The following is a 2064-nucleotide window of genomic DNA, read 5'->3' as shown; positions in this document are numbered from 1 at the left end:
CGTGGAACGCGCGCCCATCATCCGGTGGAATCAGTGCCCACCATCCCGTGGAACACGCAGACCGCATCAAGACAGGCCCGGCTGGAATTCTCCATAAGATGCCAGCGGTCGGCGACCTGTCCAGCATCAGGCAAGGCCTTTGCGATGGCCTCCCATAACCCCCACCACGATCGCGGGCGACGATTGAGATCGACGGATGCCCGGCGAGCCATGACCGGGATGTATCCAACGCACGATCTGGCAACAGGGTGACAGGCCTCCGACGCTCAAGGTCGCAAATGATTGTCCCATAGGTCTGGCCGCGCCTGAAGGCAAAATCATCAATGCCGATGACCGGGAGGCCATCGTTTCGATCGCACATACGCCGACGCACCACCCGCAGCAGTGCGTCATTGCTCACCGGCGCCATAAGGCGATTGGCAAATGCTGCGGCAGGTCGGCCGCCGAGCGCCAGGCCGAGATGGTGAACGATTATCTCCAGTCGCTGGGTGCGCCGACCATGGCGGGCCAGCACGTTGTCGCCGAACCGCTCGCAAAAGATCCGCCGGCCACACAGGACAGCATCGCACCAGAGACGACGCGCCATGATCGTCAGCATCACCCGCCGGCCGCCCAGAGGCAGGTCGGCCGGCGCCGTGTGTATCGGCTCTGAACCCGGCGGCTTTGCCGCCCGCAATCTGGGCAGGTTCCTGCAATCTGACGCGATCGTAACAGAATTTCTAACGCACCCCCGACAACCTCAACCCCATCTACGACGAAGCCTTCCGGAGCGAGGCCCGCGCGCTGAAATTGATTTCGCATCCGCTGATCCTCGGCGACAAACTTCGCCCCGCCGTTCACATTCGGGCCGGCTATCAACGCTGCCAGGAAAATCGCCGCGCGGTAGACTTCTCCTTTGACATCGGTCTCTTTCGCAGAGGGTCATGCAAACCCGGCCTTGGCTGTTGCAAACCTCCCTGTGCCTGTTGCTGCGGAATTTCCAGCGGCGTCTGAGGGGGTATTTGAATTGGCTCCTGCGGAACGGGGATTGGCTCCTTTACCGGAACGCCAGCCGGCTCTTCAGGATGAGGCCCCTCTGGCGGCGTGGGTGGTTGCGCCGGGGTATCTGGCGCGGGTGGGATCGATATTGGCGGTTCGGCCGGGGGCTGCTGGTTCATGGCATGGCTCCTTGGGGTTCTATGGAGCCAAGTCCTCAGCTCGCGTGTGGGTTCCCCTTCAGTCTTTCGCCCCTCTGCTGCGGCAGCAGTGGTGCGTGTGTACATTCAGGTCAGTGACCTCTATGGCCTTGATGTGCGCGTCCACCAGCTTGCTGAGTTCAGCCGCCTCTATGGGAGGCAGCTCGCCTTCAGCCACAGCGGTAATGAGCGCAGAGGTCACCCGGCTCAGATCCTCAATGTTTTCGATGGGCGGTAGAGCGAAGGGGGACGGGCCGGTCTTTTCTGGGAGGCGCCAGACGTTCGAGGCAAAGACGCAAGGCCACGGTGTCACCACCACAAGCCATCTCGATTGCCTTATGCGTGATTCTCCCGGCCTCACCCGCGAGCAATTCGTCAATCGCCCGTGTGGTGCGGTGGCGCGATCGACGCGGCTTGCCAGCAGGATTTCCGCTCTTCCTGAAACTCGTACTGTTTGCCGCCATCCCCGATCCGTCGATCGCAAGCGCTATAACACGATAAACTTATAGCATTTTAATGCTGCAGTGGCGCCCTGAATTTGGCCCGCATTTGGCACTGAGCGACTAAAGCTGCGACGAAAAGCTCGTGCTGCAAATACCTAGGAGGCTAAAAAAATGATCCCTATGCCTATGGCAATGATGACGGCATAAAGCGCAAGCTCATTGTTGGATTTATGGAGCATGTCTCCACCGTAAAATTTCCAAATATAACAATGTATCAATCTCGTGTGTAATTATACTCACAAAAAATCATAACAGTGTTGCATATAGCGTTTGGAACCATCCGGGGTCTTCCGACTTGTTTGGTTCGGGTCTGACTGGCAGCGTAGCTTTTGGGGCAACTGTCTCACAGTACCGTTCAAGCCGTAGCGAACAGTTCATTCTTATGA

The 2064-nt window shown here is 58.6% G+C and carries 1 protein-coding gene and 1 pseudogene; both read right to left on the bottom strand.

Features of this window, described 5'->3' with window-relative positions; translation table 11 throughout:
* Window positions 1-59: 59 nt before the first annotated feature.
* Window positions 60-801, bottom strand: a pseudogene (locus IE243_RS22640) (ISL3 family transposase); the annotation flags it as partial.
* A gap of 589 nt (window positions 802-1390) precedes the next feature.
* Window positions 1391-1639 carry a DUF5681 domain-containing protein gene (locus tag IE243_RS24085; RefSeq protein WP_373301739.1) on the bottom strand — a complete coding sequence of 83 codons (249 nt, stop codon included), beginning with the start codon at window positions 1637-1639 and terminating at the stop codon, window positions 1391-1393.
* Window positions 1640-2064: the final 425 nt, after the last annotated feature.

Origin of the sequence: Camelimonas fluminis, assembly GCF_014656355.1 — a bacterium.
Lineage (GTDB): Bacteria > Pseudomonadota > Alphaproteobacteria > Rhizobiales > Beijerinckiaceae > Camelimonas > Camelimonas fluminis.
This window is presented reverse-complemented; position numbering and strand designations above follow the sequence as displayed.

What these genes read in the sequence shown, in the direction of transcription:
- IE243_RS24085 (WP_373301739.1), bottom strand. Translation starts at nt 1,639, where the DNA reads ATGGCGGCAAACAGTACGAGTTTCAGGAAGAGCGGAAATCCTGCTGGC.